We start from the raw sequence: 15,167 nt of genomic DNA on the forward strand, positions 1-15,167 counted from the left end.
GAGCCGGACGACCGGACGGCCGGGCGGCCCGGCGGTCCGGCGGTCCGGCGGTCCGCCCGGCCGGCGCCGGGTCAGCTTGCGGCGAGCTTCGCGGCGAAGCCGAGGAAGATCACGCCGGCCGCCGAGGTCGCCCCGGCCGACAGCCGCTTGCGGCGGCGGAAGGCGGCCGACAGCCGGGTGCCCGCGAAGATCAGCACGGACAGGTACAGGAAGCTGAGGACCTGCATGACCGTGCCGAGCAGCAGGAACGACAGCGCCGGGTAGGCGTACCCGGGGTCGACGAACTGCACGAAGAAGGACAGCAGGAAGAGGATCGCCTTCGGGTTGAGCAGGCTGACCAGCAGCGCCCGCCGGTAGGGGTGCTCGGCCGCGCCGGCCGGCTCCTCCCCGGTGACGGGCTCCTCCTGCCGGTCCCTGCGGGTGCGCCACATGCCCCAGGCGGCCCGCATCATCCCGACGGCCAGCCAGCCGAGGTAGCCGGCGCCGAACACCTTGACCACGGTGAACAGCAGCGGGCTGGCCTGGAGCAGCGCGCCCGCGCCGACGGCCGTGAGCGCCATGAGCACGGCGTCCCCGGTGAACACCCCGCAGGCGGCCTTGTAGCCCTCCTTGACCCCGCGCCGCGAGGCGACGGAGAGCACGTACAGGGAATTGGGCCCCGGCAGCAGCACGATCAGCACGACGGCGGCGAGATACGTAGGAAGATCTGTCACACCCAGCATGGGCAGGAGTGTCCCATGAGGACACACCTGTCGCGCCACTGCGTTTCAGTGGGTGGAACGGGAGGGTTCATAGCTGCCCCAGACCTCCCGCAGCACCCCGCAGACCTCCCCCACCGTGGCCCGTGCCCGCAGGGCCTCCTTCATCGGGGGCAGCACGTTCTCCCGCGTCCCGGACGCCGCCGCCCGCAGCGCCGCCAGTCCCGCCGCGACGGCGCCGGCGTCCCGCTCCGCCCGCAGCCGGGCCAGGGCCGCGCACTGGCGGGCCTCGATCGCAGGGTCGACCCGCAGCGGCTCGTACGGCTCCTCCCGCTCCAGCGCGAAGCGGTTGACCCCGACGACGACCCGCTCGCCGCTCTCCTGCTCGCGGGCGGTCCGGTAGGCGCTGGCCTCGATCTCCGCCTTCTGGAACCCGGCCTCGATCGCGGCGACCGCCCCGCCCATGTCCTCGATCCGCCGCATCAGCGCGAGCGCGGCCGCCTCCACCTCGTCCGTGAGCCGCTCGACCGCGTACGACCCGGCGAAGGGGTCGACCGTCAGCGGCACGTCCGTCTCGTACGCGAGCACCTGCTGGGTGCGCAGCGCGAGCCGGGCCGCCTTCTCGGTGGGCAGCGCGATGGCCTCGTCGAAGGAGTTGGTGTGCAGCGACTGGGTGCCGCCCAGGACGGCGGCCAGCGCCTGCACGCCGACCCGCACGAGGTTCAGCTCGGGCTGCTGCGCCGTCAGCTGCACCCCGGCCGTCTGGGTGTGGAAGCGCAGCATCAGCGACTTCGGGTCCCGGGCCCCGAACTCCTCGCGCATCACCCGGGCCCAGATCCGCCGGGCGGCCCGGAACTTGGCCACCTCCTCCAGCAGCGTGGTCCGGGCGACGAAGAAGAAGGAGAGCCGGGGCGCGAACTCGTCGACCGCCATGCCGGCGGCGAGCGCGGTACGGACGTAGGCGACCGCGTCGGCGAGGGTGAAGGCGATCTCCTGCACGGGCGAGGCCCCGGCCTCGGCCATGTGGTAGCCGGAGACCGAGATGGTGTTCCACCGGGGGACGTGCTCGCGGCAGTAGCGGAAGGTGTCGGCGGTCAGCCGCAGGGAGGGGCCGGGCGGGAAGATGTACGTGCCGCGCGCGATGTACTCCTTCAGAACGTCGTTCTGCACGGTGCCCGTCAGCTGCCCGCCCGCGATGCCCTGTTCCTCGGCGACGAGCTGGTACATGAGGAGCAGCAGGGCGGCCGGGGCGTTGATGGTCATCGAGGTGGACACCCGGTCGAGGGGGATCCCGGCGAGGAGCACCCGCATGTCCTCGACGGAGTCGACGGCGACGCCGACCTTGCCGACCTCGCCGTGCGCGAGCGGGGCGTCGGAGTCGTGGCCCATCTGCGTGGGCAGGTCGAAGGCCACGGACAGGCCGGTCCCGCCGCCGGCGATGAGCGTCCGGTAGCGGGCGTTGGACTCGGCGGCCGTGCCGAAGCCGGCGTACTGGCGCATGGTCCAGGGCCGTCCGGTGTACATGGTGGGGTGGATGCCCCGGGTGTAGGGGTACTCGCCCGGCCTGCCGAGACTGGCCCGCGGATCCCATCCCGTCAGGTCGTCCGGGCCGTAGACCGGTTCGACGGGGATTCCGCTTTCGGTGCGTGCCGTGGGACGGGTCATGGGATGGAGCCTCCGTGTCCGTGGAGCCGACGGGCCCGGGGCTGGTACAACCGCACCGGGCCCGCGACGGCCTGGTCACAATGGGGCTACAGAGCGCGTTCACCCGCAACTCTCCACGCCCGTGAAGCATCACCTAGATACACAGACGTTGAACTTCGGGGGAACCGCCATGCAGCGAAAGAAAGCATTCATCCGTACGCTCGGCCTGGCCGCCGCCGTCGCGCTCGCCGCGACCGCGTGCGGGCCGCAGGGTGCCGGTGCGGGTCCGGCCGCGCCGTCCGCGCCCGGTGGCGGTTCCTCCTCGAAGCAGGACGACAAGCCGGGGGCGGCCTCGCCTTCCGGTTCGGCCGCGCAGCCGTCCGCGTCCGCCCCCTCGGGGTCGGCGGCTCCCGGTGCCAAGCCGCTCATGGCCAACGGCGACGAGAACGACCAGGTGCGCGAGCTCCAGGCGCGGCTGCGCCAGCTCAAGCTGGTGTCGACGGCGCCCACCGCCTTCTACGGTTCGAAGACGACCGCCGCGGTGAAGACCTTCCAGTCGCAGCACGGGCTGCCCGCCACCGGGTCGGTGGACGGGGCCACCTGGCAGAAGGTGCAGGGGCTGACGAAGGCGCCGACGCCGGAGGAGCTGCGCCCGCCGACCACCAACGAGGTGGACGCTCCGGACCCGCGCTGCATGCAGGGCCGGGTGATGTGCATCAGCAAGGAGAGCCGCACCCTGGCCTGGATGATCGACGGCAAGGTCGTCTCCACGATGGACGTGCGCTTCGGGTCGGAGAACACGCCGACCCGTGAGGGCCTGTTCCAGGTGGAGTGGAAGGCGAAGGAGTGGACGTCGACGCTCTACCACACGTCGATGCCCTACTCGATGTTCTTCAGCCAGGGCCAGGCGGTGCACTACTCGTCCGACTTCGCGGCCCGCGGCTACGACGGCGCCTCGCACGGCTGCGTGAACGTCCGGGACAAGAAGAAGCTGTCGGAGCTGTTCGACCAGGTGAACGTGGGCGACAAGGTCGTCGTCTACTGGTGATCCCGGTCCCGGGAGGGACGTGAGGGAGAGGGGGGCGCGGGCAGGGCCGGGGGAACGTGCCCCGCCCGCGCCGGGTGCGCCGAGCCCAGGGGTACGGGGGGAACCCCGGCTCGTGCGCGGCCGATGACCAGTCGGCTCGATACGTACTGCGCCGACGGTTCGAAAAGTGTTACTGCCCCCGTTCGGGAGCCTTGCCGGAACGTTTCAGCGGGTGCGGAAACCCAGCCCGCCGCTGGTCAGCGGGGACGGGGTGGGCAGCGGGGCGCTGCCCTGGTCGGCCCCGCCGCGCGGGACCGTGCCCTTCGTGGCCCCGTCGAGCAGGGTCGCGCAGAAGCGCTGGACCTTGGCGGCCCCGCCGGCGAGCTTGGAGAGGTACTCGCGCCGGTCCTCGGCGAGCTTCTTGGCCTTGTTGTCCCGGCACAGGTCCTCGGGGCGCGGCCGCTCCGCCTCGATGCCCTGGTTCCTGCCGCTGCTGCCGGTGCCGGTGCCGCCGTCCGCCTTGTCGCGGGTGCCGTCGGTGCCCGCCGCGCCCCCGCCGCCACCGCCGCCCCCGCCCCCGCCGCCCGAGGCGGTCGTGCCGGGCGGTGCCGACAGGCTGGGCGCGGTGTCGGGGAGCGTACGCATCTCCGTGCCCGGCGTCCGCAGGGGGTCCGGGCCGTGCGAGAAGCCGTCGACGCCCAGGGACGGGGTCGGCCGCAGCTGCGGCACGAGGGTGGGCCCGGCGGTGTCCCCCGCGGGCGCCGGGTCCGAGTCGGCGCTGACCGAGACCGCCGGGGCGGGGCCCGCCGTCAGGTGCGCGGCGCGGTCCAGCAGGCCGGTGCCGGCGACGGCGGCGATCCCGCCGACGGCGACGCCGGCCAGCGCGGCCGCCAGCCCGAACCGGGCGGCCGTCGCGGGACGCCGCTGCGCGGGTATCCGTACGCGGGGTATCGGGGCCAGGTCGATCAGCGGTTCGCCGCCGTCTCCGGCCCCGGGTGCGCCGGCCCCGGCGGGCGCCGTCGCGGGCGCCACCGCCGGCGGCGTCGCGGGCAGCTCGGCCCGGGCCGCGCGGAACGCGGCCAGGGCGGCTTCCTCACCGGGCAGTTCGCCCCCGGTGGTGCGGGGCTTCAGGGCGTCGAGGGCGGCGCGCATGCGAGCGGCCTCCGCCCGGGCGCGCGGGTCGGCACCGGATCCGACCGGGCCGGGGGTTCCTCCGCGCAACAGCTCGTCCGCCGTGGCTCCGTCCAGCCACGCGTTGTGCTCGTCGGCCATCACATGTCCTTCTGCGTCCGCCAACGTGAATGCGTCACACCGGTTTGCTCCACCAGGTCCCCCGCCCGCGCGCGCTGCGCGGGCACCGCGTCGAGATCGCGGTCCCGTGCCTGGTCCCCGGCATTATGGCCGACCCGGACCCGGGGTTCCGCTTCGTTTTCCGTCCCGCCCGTCCCGCCCGTCCCGCCCGTCCCGCCCGCCGCGCCGGCGGGGCCGAACTCCGCGCCGATCAGTTCCGCGAGCTTCTTCAGCCCCCGGTGCGCCGCCGTACGGACCGCGCCGGGGCGCTTGCCGAGGGTCTCGGCCGCGCTCTTGGCGTCCAGGCCGACGACCACGCGCAGGACGACGGCCTCGGCCTGGTCCTGCGGCAGCTGGGCTATCAGCTTCATGGTCCGCCCGGTGGACAGGGCCTCCATGGCCTCGCCGTAGGTGTCGGAGTCCGCGGCCCGGCCGGTCAGCTCGGTCTCGTCGCCGCCGATGGCGGGGCGGCGGCCGCGCATGCGGATGTGGTCGAGGGCCCGGTTGCGGGCGATGCGGGCGGCCCAGCCGCGGAAGCGGTCGGCGTCGCCGGTGAAGGAGCCGAGGTCGCGGGCGATCTGCAGCCAGGCCTCGGAGGTCACGTCCTCGGCGTCGGCGTCGCCGACGAGCGTGCGTACGTATCCGAGCAGGCGTGGGTGCACGGTGCGGTACACAGTCCGGAACGCGCTCTCGTCGCCGTCCTGTGCCGCGAGCACCGCGGCGGTCAGCTCCGCGTCGTCCCCCAGCAAAGTCCCCAACCCGTTCAACGTCCTGTACGTGTGGCGCAAATCCGCACGTTACGGCTTTCACGTACCTCTCGTCCACGAGTTGTACAACCAGCAACCAACCCTGCGCGGAGCGGGGTGTGACAGAAAACGCACTCCGTACGCTGACATGAATACGGGCTTGTCGCACGAGTCCGTGACGGATGGCGACCGGGGCCTCTCCTGTGGGGGGTGGCGGCCTCGGTCGCCCTCCCCTCTCCAGCCGGTGCAAACCTCCCCGGCCTCATCCTTTCGGCTCACTTCCGGGTGAAAACCCCGAACGGGCAGGGCACGGCCCCTCGGAGATCGCTAGCGTGGCGGTACACCCCGCGCCGCGCCCCGAGGAGTACTCCGCTGTCCAGCCAGCTTCCGGCACAGGTCCGCGGTCCGGCCTCCGCCCCCGGCGCCGGACTGGCCCGGTTCAACTCCCTGCCGCACGAGACCGCCCGCACGGTCCTGCTGCGCTGCTGCGGCAGCGGCCGCTGGGCCCACCGGGTGGCCGCCCACCGCCCCTACCCGGACACCGCCGCCCTGATCGCGGCCTGCGACGAGGCCTCGTACGACCTCTCCCAGGGCGACCTCACCGAGGCACTGGCCCGGGAGTCCTCGGCGGAGCTCGGCCAGGGCGCCCCGTACGCCGCGCTCCTCGCCCTCGACGCGGCGCGGGCGGAGTACGAGCGGACCTTCGGGCACGCCTTCGTGATCTGCCTGGACGGGCACCCGCCGGAGGAGCAGGTGGACCAGCTGCTGGCGGCGATCCGCCGCAGGATGGCTCACGAGATCGACGAGGAGCGCTCGACCTCCGCCGAGGAACTGCGCCTGGTCGCCCGCTCCCGGACCCTGCGACTGCTGGACCGGCTCGCCGGTGAGCGGCCGTGGGACCCCGACGACGGACTGCCCGCTGCCGATTTCGGGCTATTTGCCCCTGTGGGATAGGCCGTCCGTGCCTGTTTGATCACACCGGCGGACCCCGGGCGAGGGAACCGACGAAGCGTCGCTACGATGTCCGGGGCCGGTGGACCGTACCCGGCCGGGCCCGACCGACAAAGAAGCCGGCTGGCCCCCGCCCCGCTTCCGGAGGGTTTTCCGTGCCGGCTGGAACGTTGTACCGCGGCCGGGAAGGAATGTGGTCCTGGGTGGCTCATCGAGTCACCGGCGTCCTCATTTTCTTCTTCCTGTTCGTACACGTCCTCGACACCGCTCTCGTCCGCGTCTCCCCCGAGGCGTACGACGACGTGGTGGCTACCTACAAGACGCCGATCGTCGCGCTGCTGGAGTACGGCCTCGTCGCCGCCATCCTGTTCCACGCGCTCAACGGTCTCCGTGTCATCGCCGTGGACTTCTGGTCCAAGGGCCCCCGCTACCAGAAGCAGATGCTCTGGAGCGTCGTGGGCGTCTGGGTCGTCCTGATGATCGGGGCCCTGTACCCCGTCCTCGGCCACGCCTACCTCGAACTGTTCGGGAAGTGACACGCATGTCTTCTGACACTTCTTCCGCCAAGGCGATCGGCGACGTGGAGGGCGTTTCCCTCTACGACACCGACAACCCGGCGCCGTACATCGAGGCCCCGCGCAAGCGCACGGGCAAGACCCCGCGCTCTACCCGCGGCAACTTCGAGATGGCCGCGTGGCTCTTCATGCGCCTCTCGGGCATCGTGCTCGTCGTCCTCGTCATCGGCCACCTGCTGATCCAGCTGGTGCTGGACGGCGGCGTCTCCAAGATCGGCTTCGCCTTCGTGGCCGGCCGCTGGGCGTCCCCGTTCTGGCAGGTCTGGGACCTGCTGATGCTGTGGCTGGCCATGCTGCACGGCGCCAACGGCCTGCGTACCGTCATCAACGACTACGCGGAGCGCGCCAACACGCGGCTGTGGCTGAAGGGCCTGCTCTACACCGCCACGGTGTTCACCATCCTTCTGGGCACGCTGGTGATCTTCACCTTCGACCCGAACATCCGCTAGGCAACGGGGCTGAGGCGAAACAGATGAAGATCCACAAGTACGACACCGTCATCGTCGGCGCCGGTGGCGCGGGCATGCGCGCCGCCATCGAGGCGACGAAGCGCAGCCGCACCGCCGTGCTGACGAAGCTCTACCCCACCCGCTCCCACACGGGCGCCGCTCAGGGCGGCATGGCCGCCGCGCTGGCCAACGTGGAGGACGACAACTGGGAGTGGCACACCTTCGACACGGTCAAGGGCGGTGACTACCTGGTCGACCAGGACGCCGCCGAGATCCTGGCGAAGGAGGCCATCGACGCGGTCCTCGACCTGGAGAAGATGGGCCTGCCGTTCAACCGCACCCCGGACGGCACCATCGACCAGCGCCGCTTCGGCGGCCACTCCCGCAACCACGGCGAGGCGCCGGTCCGCCGGTCCTGCTACGCCGCGGACCGCACGGGCCACATGATCCTCCAGACGCTGTACCAGAACTGCGTCAAGGAGGGCGTGGAGTTCTTCAACGAGTTCTACGTCCTGGACCAGCTCCTGGTCGAGGAGGACGGCGTCAAGAAGTCGGCCGGTGTGGTCGCGTACGAGCTCGCCACCGGCGAGATCCACGTGTTCCAGGCCAAGTCCGTCATCTACGCCTCCGGCGGCACCGGCAAGTTCTTCAAGGTGACCTCCAACGCGCACACCCTCACGGGTGACGGCCAGGCGGCCTGCTACCGCCGCGGCCTGCCGCTGGAGGACATGGAGTTCTTCCAGTTCCACCCGACGGGCATCTGGCGCATGGGCATCCTGCTGACGGAGGGCGCCCGCGGTGAGGGCGGCATCCTCCGCAACAAGGACGGCGAGCGCTTCATGGAGAAGTACGCGCCGGTCATGAAGGACCTCGCGTCCCGTGACGTCGTCTCGCGCTCCATCTACACCGAGATCCGCGAGGGCCGCGGCTGCGGTCCGGCCGGCGACCACGTGTACCTGGACCTGACGCACCTCCCGCCGGAGCAGCTCGACGCGAAGCTCCCGGACATCACGGAGTTCGCGCGCACCTACCTCGGCATCGAGCCCTACACGGACCCGATCCCGATCCAGCCCACCGCGCACTACGCCATGGGCGGCATCCCGACCAACGTCGAGGGTGAGGTCCTGTCGGACAACACCACCGTCGTCCCCGGCCTGTACGCGGCCGGCGAGGTCGCGTGCGTGTCGGTGCACGGCGCCAACCGCCTGGGCACCAACTCGCTGCTGGACATCAACGTCTTCGGCAAGCGCTCCGGCATCGCGGCGGCCAAGTACGCGGCCGAGAACGACTACGTCGAGCTGCCGGAGAACCCGGCGCAGCAGGTCGCCGACCTGGTCGAGCACCTGCGCAACTCCACGGGCAAGGAGCGGGTCGCCGACCTGCGCCTGGAGCTCCAGGAGACGATGGACGCGTGCGTGATGGTGTTCCGTACGGAGCAGACCATCAAGACCGCGGTCGAGAAGATCGCGGAGCTGCGCGAGCGCTACAAGAACGTGTCCGTCCAGGACAAGGGCAAGCGCTTCAACACGGACCTGCTGGAGGCCATCGAGCTGGGCAACCTGCTCGACCTGGCCGAGGTCATGGCCGTCTCCGCCCTGGCGCGCAAGGAGTCCCGCGGCGGTCACTACCGCGAGGACTACCCGAACCGCGACGACGTCAACTTCATGCGCCACACCATGGCGTACCGCGAGGTCGACGCCGACGGCAAGGACTCGGTCCGCCTGGACTACAAGCCCGTCGTCGTCACCCGCTACCAGCCGATGGAGCGTAAGTACTGATGGCCACCCCCACCCTGGACAAGGTCGAGGCCGAGGCCGCGGCCTCGCACAACATCACGGTCACCTTCCGGATCCGCCGCTTCAACCCCGAGGTCTCGGCCGAGGCGGAGTGGCAGGACTTCCAGATCGAGATCGACCCGAAGGAGCGCGTGCTCGACGGTCTCCACAAGATCAAGTGGGACCTCGACGGCACGCTGACCTTCCGCCGCTCGTGCGCGCACGGCATCTGCGGCTCCGACGCGATGCGGATCAACGGCAAGAACAGGCTCGCCTGCAAGACGCTGATCAAGGACATCAACCCGGAGAAGCCCATCACGGTCGAGGCCATCAAGGGCCTCACGGTGATGAAGGACCTCGTGGTCGACATGGAGCCCTTCTTCCAGGCCTACCGCGACGTCATGCCGTTCCTGGTCACCAAGGGCAACGAGCCGACGCGCGAGCGCCTGCAGTCCGCCGAGGACCGCGAGCGCTTCGACGACACCACCAAGTGCATCCTGTGCGCCGCGTGCACGTCCTCGTGCCCGGTGTTCTGGAACGACGGCCAGTACTTCGGCCCGGCGGCGATCGTCAACGCCCACCGCTTCATCTTCGACTCGCGCGACGAGGCCGGCGAGCAGCGGCTGGAGATCCTGAACGACAAGGACGGCGTGTGGCGCTGCCGCACGACGTTCAACTGCACCGACGCGTGCCCGCGCGGCATCGAGGTCACGAAGGCGATCCAGGAAGTCAAGCGCGCCCTGATCACGCGCCGCTTCTGATCCCTTCCGGCTGAGCCCGAGCCCGAGGCCCGTACCCCGTTCCGGGGTGCGGGCCTCGGGTGCGCTCGGGGGCGGGTCAGGGTCGGGCCGGGGGTGACACCGATGGTCCGGGGATCTTGCTCTCGGCAGGCTCGCGGTCCCCAGGACACGGTCTCGGACGGCACGATGGTCCGGGCGTGGAACCGGACACCACCGTCGGCCGGGTCCTCCAGATCCTCGGCGCGACGGTCTGAGCGGCCACCCGATCCCGTGAAGCGGCCGCATCCGGCGCCGGAGCGGGACCCCGTCCTACGATGATGGCCTCGACCCATCCCATCGGGAGGCCCGGAATGTCCACAGCACCCGTCGAGCACCCCGAGCACGGCGGCGCGGGGCGGCCCCCGACCCTCCTCGAAACGGCCGCCGAGCTCACGGAACGACTCCCCGGCTACCGCGTCGAGATCATCGGAGGCCAGCTCACCGTGACCCCGCCACCGGACGCCCCGCACGCGCTGGCCCTGACGGAGCTCATGATCCCGTTCATGAGCGCCGGTCTGCACGGTCCCGAGTCGAAGATCGTCCAGGGCATCGGCCTCTGGCTGCCCGGCGGGCCCGAGGACTATGCGATCCCGGACCTCGCGGTGGTCGACGGCGACGTCAAGGAGCATCTGGTCGAGCACAACTGCTACGACCCGGCGGTCTTCCGCCTGGTCCTGGAAGTGACCTCGTCGAACTACAACACCGACCTCCGTTCCAAGGTCAGCGCGTACGCCGACGCCATGATCCCGGTCTACGTCATCGTGAACCGGCAGCACCAGCGGCTGCACGTGCTGACCGACCCCCGGGACGGCGACTACGCCGGCCATCGCGTCTACGCGTCGGGCGAGGTCGCCACCCTCCCCGACTCCATCGGCGCCAAGGTCACCCTCGACGTGGAAGAACTCCTCGTAGCGGGCCGCCCGGCCGAACCCCGACCAGAGGACTGAAGGCACCCCCAACCGGTGCGGATGGCCGGAACACGGCCCGGCGCGTCGACACGGGCGGTCGGGGGCGGGAGCATGGGCGGATGTGACGAGGCTCGCCAAGACCGCATGTCCGGACCGGAGTTCGCAGCAGTTCGGGCGGCGGACGTTCCTCACCGCGCTGGGGACCGTCGCCGCCACCTTCGCCACCGGGACCCCCGCCCACGCCACCGAGCACGCACGGGACGCCGCCACCGCCGCCGAGTACGTGGACGTGCAGCTCCTGAACATCACCGACCTGCACGGCTACCTCCAGGCCGCCCCCGGCGGCAACTCCGTGATCAGCGGCAACGGCGGGCGGAGCTACACCGTCGGCGGGGTCGCGTACATGGCCGCCCACCTCGCCCGGCTGCGGGACGGGCGGGCCAACTCGTTCTTCTTCACCCCCGGGGACGCCTTCGCCGGGTGGGAGTTCGACGCCGCCGCCTTCGCCGACGAGCCCACCATCGAGGCCCTCAACCGGATGGGGCTGGACTTCGCGACCGCCGGGAACCACGAGTTCGACAAGTCCCCCGCCATGCTGCGGCGGCACATGGAGCAGGGCGTGCCGTTCCCCGTCGAGGGCCGGGACGCCTCCTTCACCGACTCCTCCGGCGCCCGCTTCCACGGGGCCGACTTCCGCTACCACAGCGCCAACGTCGTCTGGGGCGCCGACGGGCGCACGGTGCTGCCCGCGTACAACGTCGAGACGGTCCGCACCGCCGCCGGCCAGGAGCTGCGGATCGGCTTCATCCACCTGACCGCCCTCGGCACCGAGCTGATGCCCGGCTCCTACCAGCCGGGGCTGGCCACCCTCGACGAGGTCGCCACCGCCGACCGGTACGCGGCCCTGCTCAAGGCCCAGGGGGTGGGCGCCATCGTGCTCAGCATCCATGACGGGGCCGTGGCCGGGGCCGACTTCAACAGCGGCGCGGACCCCTCCGGTCCGGCCCTGGACCTGGCGCTGCGGGTCTCCCCCGACATCGACGCCATCGTCACCGGGCACTGGCACACCCGGTTCAACATGATGGTCCCCGACCCGGACGGGGTGCCCCGTCCGTTCGTCGAGGCGGGCTGCCACGGCCAGCTGATCAACGAGATCAGCCTCCGCCTCGACCCGGCGACCGGGAAGGTGGTGCGCGAGCTGACCGTGTCCACGAACCATCCCAACACCCGTGACGTCGCCCCCGATCCGGCGCTGAAGGAGGTCGTCGACTACTGGGCCGGCCAGGCCGCCGCCCGCGACGCCACCCGGATCGGCCGGCAGACCGGCTCGTTCTCCCGGACCCGCAACACGGCGGGCGAGTCCACCATGGGCGACCTGGTCGCCGACTGGGCGCTGTGGGCGGGCCGCCGCCCCACCGATCCGGAGAACGACGCCAACGTCCACCCCAACGTGCCGGCCCAGCTCGCGCTGGTCGCCGCCGCGCCCCGGGTGGGGCAGGCCGTCATCGCGGGCGATCTGCCGCGCGACGCGGCCTCGGGCGGGGCCGTCACCTTCGGCCGGGTATGGCGGGCCGTCGGCTTCGGCGACCCCGTCGTCAGCGCGACGGTGACCGGGCAGCAGATCCACGACGCCCTGGAGCAGCAGTGGACGACGGCGGCGAGCGGCGAACTGCTCTTCGCCCCGCTCGCCGTCTCCCGGAACGTCCGCTACACCTTCGACGCCCGGGGCCGGGTCGGGGACCGCGTCAGCCCGGCGGACGTGTTCGTCGACGGCGTCCCGCTGGACCCGGCCCGGACCTACCGGCTCGCCGCCCCCTCGTACACCTTCCTGGCGCACGACGGGTACGGGGCGCTCGGCGGCTTCCAGGCCCCGTACCGCCACCAGCGGGACTACGAGAGCTTCGTCGCGTACGTCCGCGAGACGCAGACGCTGACCCCCGCGCCGCTGAACCGGGTGACGGCCGCGAACACGACCCGGCGCGGCGCCGATGTCGGCACCGTCCTGGAGCCGGAGCCCTACCTGTTCTCGGACGGCTCCCCGATGCCCCGGCCGGAGGCGGCCCTCGTCGCGGCGGACCGCCCGCCCGGCACGCCCTGGGGTTTCCGGCCGCCCTGCTGAACGGATCCGCCCCGCGGGTGCGGCACGCGGTATGGACCAATTCCGGGGCGCAGTCCGGGAAGCGGCCCGTGACGACCACGGCTCCGCACCCCGATAAAGTCAAACACCGTGACAGATCAGAAGGCGCCCAAGAGCGAGCAGACCCGCACGCTCATCCTCGAAACCGCGCTCCGGCTCTTCCAGGAGCGCGGGTTCGACAAGACGACCATGCGGGGCATCGCCAAGGAGGCGGGGGTCTCGGTCGGCAACGCGTACTACTACTTCGAGTCGAAGGAGCACCTCGTCCAGGGCTTCTACGACCGGATCGGCGCGGCCCACCAGGCCGTGGTCCGGCCGATCCTGGACCACGAGCCCGATCTGCAGAAGCGGCTCGCCGGGGTGCTGACGAGCTGGCTGGACGTCGCGGAGCCCTACCACGAGTTCGCCTCGCAGTTCTTCAAGAACGCGGCGGACCCGGAGAGTCCGCTCAGTCCCTTCTCGGCGGAGTCGGAGGCGGCCCGCAAGGCGGCCATCGACATCCACCGCGAGGTGCTGGCCGGGGCGAAGACCAAGGTGCCGGCCGAACTGGCCGACGTGCTGCCGGAGCTGATGTGGCTCTCGCAGATGGGTCTGGTCCTGTACTGGGTCTTCGACCGCTCGCCCGGCAGCGAGAAGACGCGGCGGCTCGCCGAGCGCGGTGCGCAGCTGACCACGCGGGGCATCGTGCTGGCCCGGTTCCGGGTGCTGCGCCCGCTGGTCCGCGAAGTGCACGAGCTGTTCGCGGACTTCCTGCCGGGCATGGCCCAGACGGCGGCCGCGCGGGGCGGGAAGCGCGCTTCGGACCCCCACCCCGGCGAGGAGTGAGGGTCCGGGGACCGGGGCGGCCGGGGCCGGCTCAGCCCAGGACGAGCAGGGTGGCCACCGCCGGGCCGAAGGCGCCGCCGAGCTGGTAGCAGAGGGTGAACAGGCCGATGGCGCTGGGCCGGTGGGCCTCGTCGGGGGCGGCCGAGACGGCGTGGGTGGACAGGACGGCGTTGGCGGCGCTGGCGGTGAACACGCCCACCGCGGTGGCCGCCACCAGCAGCAGGCCGGACGAGGCGAGGACGCCCGTGAGCGCGGCGGCGGTGCCGGCCGCGACGAGCACCGTACGGACGGCGGCGCGGCCCATCCGGGCCGAGGCGGCGGCGAGCAGCCAGGACAGGGCCGCCCCGGCCAGCAGCGCGATCAGCTGCCCGGTACCGGCGGAGGCGGCGTCCCAGCCGGCCCGGTCGGTGAGCAGCCGCGGCACGGAGAAGAGCAGGGTGAAGTAGGAGGTCGACAGCGCCAGCGCGAGCAGCGCCGAGACCACGAACACCGGCCGGCCGAGCAGCAGGGCGGGCACGAACCCGTCGGGGCGGCGGCGTACGTGCAGGGTGAGCAGCACGGCGGCGGCGAGGGCACCGGCGAGGGCGGCGAGGGGCTGGGTCGGCAGCAGCACCAGTGCGGTGGCGAGGGCGGTCAGCAGGGCGGCGCCGCGCCCGTCGAAGGGGCCCGCGGGGGCCGGTGCCGTGCGGCCGCCGGCGTGGCGGAGCACGGCGGGCACCGCCAGCAGGGCGACGGCCTGGACGGCGAGGGCGAGCCGCCAGGAGGCGCCGTCGGCGAGGGTCCGGCCGAGCAGCGGCCCGGAGGCGCCGAGCATGCCGAAGCCGGCGCTGATGACGCCCATCCGGCGGGCGGTCCCGGCGAGGCTCATCGCCGCCGCCACCAGTCCGGCGCCGCCCGCGGCCTGGGCGCAGCGGCCGAGGAGGGTGAGCGGGAGCCAGGGCGAGACGGCGACCAGCAGGGTCCCGCCGAGGACGAGGGCGGCGGCCAGGCGGAGCACCGGGGCCAGGCCCCGGCGGCGCAGGAGTCCGGCCATCAGCGGGGTGCCGGTGGCCATGGCCCAGCCGAAGGCGGTGAGCAGCCAGGCGGCGGTGGCGTCGGCGACCCCGAGCGAGCGGGCCATGTCCGGGAGGATCAGCACCGGCGCGTTGGCCCCGGCGGCGATGGGGGTGGCCAGCAGGGCGAGCCAGAAGACCGGGACGGGCGCCCGGGTGGTGGCGGGTGCCGGTGCCGGTGCCGCGCTTCTCTTGCTGCCGGTGGTGACCGTCATGGACGACCCACTCCCCTTCATCCCTCAACCTTGGCAATCTCAACCTTGATAATCTCAACGTTGAGATAAAAACAGAGAGACTCCCTCAACGTCAAG

14 protein-coding genes are annotated in these 15,167 nt (G+C 72.2%); 9 read left to right on the forward strand and 5 right to left on the reverse strand.

The window, feature by feature from the left end:
- Window positions 1–71: 71 nt before the first annotated feature.
- Together leuE and ACIPW5_RS20685 are read right to left on the reverse strand one after the other, a co-directional pair.
- Window positions 72–722: a leucine efflux protein LeuE gene (gene leuE / locus ACIPW5_RS20680; protein ID WP_401246748.1), complete on the reverse strand. Its 651-nt coding sequence runs from the start codon at window positions 720–722 to the stop codon at window positions 72–74.
- Window positions 723–767: 45 nt separating this feature from the next.
- On the reverse strand, window positions 768–2,363 hold the full coding sequence (locus ACIPW5_RS20685; protein ID WP_401246751.1) for a methylmalonyl-CoA mutase: 1,596 nt from the start codon (window positions 2,361–2,363) through the stop codon (window positions 768–770).
- Between the two features lie 169 nt (window positions 2,364–2,532).
- Between ACIPW5_RS20685 and ACIPW5_RS20690 the strand changes: the two genes are divergently transcribed.
- The gene (locus tag ACIPW5_RS20690) at window positions 2,533–3,390 is read left to right on the forward strand and encodes a L,D-transpeptidase family protein (protein ID WP_401246754.1); all 858 of its coding nucleotides are present in this window, start codon (window positions 2,533–2,535) and stop codon (window positions 3,388–3,390) included.
- A 204-nt stretch (window positions 3,391–3,594) separates the two neighbouring features.
- Here ACIPW5_RS20690 and ACIPW5_RS20695 read toward each other — a convergent pair whose 3' ends face one another.
- The gene (locus ACIPW5_RS20695; protein WP_401246757.1) at window positions 3,595–4,641 is read right to left on the reverse strand and encodes a hypothetical protein; all 1,047 of its coding nucleotides are present in this window, start codon (window positions 4,639–4,641) and stop codon (window positions 3,595–3,597) included.
- Complete coding sequence (locus ACIPW5_RS20700) at window positions 4,641–5,408, reverse strand: RNA polymerase sigma factor (protein WP_401247212.1); 768 nt, start codon at window positions 5,406–5,408, stop codon at window positions 4,641–4,643. The genes ACIPW5_RS20695 and ACIPW5_RS20700 overlap by 1 nt, the downstream gene beginning before the upstream one ends.
- Before the next feature lie 282 nt (window positions 5,409–5,690).
- Here ACIPW5_RS20700 and ACIPW5_RS20705 point away from each other — a divergent pair, with 282 nt between their 5' ends.
- The 8 genes from ACIPW5_RS20705 to ACIPW5_RS20740 all read left to right on the forward strand — a co-directional run bounded on the left by ACIPW5_RS20705 (window position 5,691) and on the right by ACIPW5_RS20740 (window position 13,804).
- The gene (locus tag ACIPW5_RS20705) at window positions 5,691–6,359 is read left to right on the forward strand and encodes a 2-oxo-4-hydroxy-4-carboxy-5-ureidoimidazoline decarboxylase (RefSeq protein ID WP_401246759.1); all 669 of its coding nucleotides are present in this window, start codon (window positions 5,691–5,693) and stop codon (window positions 6,357–6,359) included.
- 152 nt (window positions 6,360–6,511) lie between these two features.
- On the forward strand, window positions 6,512–6,892 hold the full coding sequence (sdhC, locus tag ACIPW5_RS20710; RefSeq protein WP_401246761.1) for a succinate dehydrogenase, cytochrome b556 subunit: 381 nt from the start codon (window positions 6,512–6,514) through the stop codon (window positions 6,890–6,892).
- A 5-nt stretch (window positions 6,893–6,897) separates the two neighbouring features.
- On the forward strand, window positions 6,898–7,380 hold the full coding sequence (locus ACIPW5_RS20715) for a succinate dehydrogenase hydrophobic membrane anchor subunit (RefSeq protein WP_267033120.1): 483 nt from the start codon (window positions 6,898–6,900) through the stop codon (window positions 7,378–7,380).
- A gap of 23 nt (window positions 7,381–7,403) precedes the next feature.
- Window positions 7,404–9,158 (forward strand): succinate dehydrogenase flavoprotein subunit, encoded by a 1,755-nt coding sequence (gene sdhA, locus ACIPW5_RS20720; RefSeq protein WP_401246764.1) that lies wholly within the window; start codon window positions 7,404–7,406, stop codon window positions 9,156–9,158.
- Window positions 9,158–9,916: a succinate dehydrogenase iron-sulfur subunit gene (locus ACIPW5_RS20725; RefSeq protein ID WP_125818876.1), complete on the forward strand. Its 759-nt coding sequence runs from the start codon at window positions 9,158–9,160 to the stop codon at window positions 9,914–9,916. The genes sdhA and ACIPW5_RS20725 overlap by 1 nt, the downstream gene beginning before the upstream one ends.
- Window positions 9,917–10,245: 329 nt before the next feature.
- The gene (locus tag ACIPW5_RS20730; protein WP_401246767.1) at window positions 10,246–10,881 is read left to right on the forward strand and encodes a Uma2 family endonuclease; all 636 of its coding nucleotides are present in this window, start codon (window positions 10,246–10,248) and stop codon (window positions 10,879–10,881) included.
- 82 nt (window positions 10,882–10,963) lie between these two features.
- On the forward strand, window positions 10,964–12,961 hold the full coding sequence (locus tag ACIPW5_RS20735) for a bifunctional metallophosphatase/5'-nucleotidase (RefSeq protein ID WP_401246770.1): 1,998 nt from the start codon (window positions 10,964–10,966) through the stop codon (window positions 12,959–12,961).
- 108 nt (window positions 12,962–13,069) lie between these two features.
- Window positions 13,070–13,804, forward strand: a complete 735-nt coding sequence (locus ACIPW5_RS20740) for a TetR family transcriptional regulator (RefSeq protein WP_401246773.1) — start codon at window positions 13,070–13,072, stop codon at window positions 13,802–13,804.
- 31 nt (window positions 13,805–13,835) lie between these two features.
- Here the strand turns inward: ACIPW5_RS20740 and ACIPW5_RS20745 are convergent, their stop codons facing one another.
- Window positions 13,836–15,071, reverse strand: coding sequence for an MFS transporter (locus ACIPW5_RS20745; RefSeq protein WP_401246776.1), 1,236 nt, complete (start codon window positions 15,069–15,071; stop codon window positions 13,836–13,838).
- Between the last annotated feature and the right edge of the window lie 96 nt (window positions 15,072–15,167).

This window comes from Streptomyces sp. NPDC090077, assembly GCF_044747545.1.
GTDB lineage: Bacteria > Actinomycetota > Actinomycetes > Streptomycetales > Streptomycetaceae > Streptomyces.

Bases quoted from the DNA above. Each gene is read 5' to 3' on its own strand.
- leuE (WP_401246748.1), bottom strand. From the start codon at position 722: ATGCTGGGTGTGACAGATCTTCCTACGTATCTCGCCGCCGTCGTGCTG.
- ACIPW5_RS20685 (WP_401246751.1), bottom strand. From the start codon at position 2,363: ATGACCCGTCCCACGGCACGCACCGAAAGCGGAATCCCCGTCGAACCG.
- ACIPW5_RS20690 (WP_401246754.1), top strand. From the start codon at position 2,533: ATGCAGCGAAAGAAAGCATTCATCCGTACGCTCGGCCTGGCCGCCGCC.
- ACIPW5_RS20695 (WP_401246757.1), bottom strand. From the start codon at position 4,641: ATGGCCGACGAGCACAACGCGTGGCTGGACGGAGCCACGGCGGACGAG.
- ACIPW5_RS20715 (WP_267033120.1), top strand. From the start codon at position 6,898: ATGTCTTCTGACACTTCTTCCGCCAAGGCGATCGGCGACGTGGAGGGC.
- sdhA (WP_401246764.1), top strand. From the start codon at position 7,404: ATGAAGATCCACAAGTACGACACCGTCATCGTCGGCGCCGGTGGCGCG.
- ACIPW5_RS20725 (WP_125818876.1), top strand. From the start codon at position 9,158: ATGGCCACCCCCACCCTGGACAAGGTCGAGGCCGAGGCCGCGGCCTCG.
- ACIPW5_RS20730 (WP_401246767.1), top strand. From the start codon at position 10,246: ATGTCCACAGCACCCGTCGAGCACCCCGAGCACGGCGGCGCGGGGCGG.
- ACIPW5_RS20745 (WP_401246776.1), bottom strand. From the start codon at position 15,071: ATGACGGTCACCACCGGCAGCAAGAGAAGCGCGGCACCGGCACCGGCA.